Source organism: Variovorax sp. CAN15, assembly GCF_030462475.1.
In the GTDB taxonomy this organism is placed as follows: Bacteria; Pseudomonadota; Gammaproteobacteria; order Burkholderiales; family Burkholderiaceae_C; genus Variovorax.
Genome location: NZ_JASMRZ010000192.1, coordinates 1 through 634, shown reverse-complemented (window position 1 = coordinate 634; position 634 = coordinate 1). Strand labels below are relative to the sequence as shown.

Here is a 634-nt window from a genome sequence, read left to right as displayed (position 1 = left end):
AGCGCCGAAAAGTTCACCGAGGTGATGGCACCTCTGGCGGACAAGCTGAACGCCGGCCTCGGYGCCAGCCGTGCTGCAGTGGACGCGGGCTATGCCCCGAACGACTGGCAAGTGGGCCAGACGGGCAAGATCGTCGCCCCTCAGCTGTACATCGCAGCGGGCATCTCGGGCGCCATCCAGCATCTGGCGGGCATGAAGGATTCCAAGGTGATCGTGGCGATCAACAAGGACGAAGAGGCGCCGATCTTCTCGGTGGCCGACTACGGCCTCGTGGCCGACCTGTTCACGGCCGTGCCGGAACTGGTGAAGGCGCTCTGATCGCATCGCTGCACTGAGCCAGAGGGCATCGTTCGCGATGCCCTTTTCGTATCCGCTGTATCTGGAGACATGACATGAGCTACACCGCCCCCATCAAGGACATGCTGTTCGACATCGAACATCTGGCCAACATCGGCGAGATCGCCAAGCTGCCGGGCTTCGAGGATGCCGGCCTCGAAACCGCACAGGCCGTGCTCGAAGAGTGCGCGCGCTTCAACCAGGACGTGATCGCGCCGCTGAACGTGCCGGGCGACCGCAATCCCTCGTCGTTCAAGGACGGCGCCGTCACCACCACGCCGGGCTTCAAGGAAGCCTT

2 protein-coding genes are annotated in these 634 nt (G+C 63.7%); both read left to right on the top strand.

Annotation, left to right across the window (positions count from 1 at the left end; translation table 11 throughout):
* A partial coding sequence (locus QMO14_RS33335; protein WP_301512410.1) for an electron transfer flavoprotein subunit alpha/FixB family protein occupies positions 1–318 on the top strand: 318 nt, incomplete at its 5' end.
* Positions 319–392: 74 nt separating this feature from the next.
* On the top strand, positions 393–634 hold a 242-nt coding region (locus QMO14_RS33330), incomplete at its 3' end, for an acyl-CoA dehydrogenase family protein (RefSeq protein ID WP_301512408.1).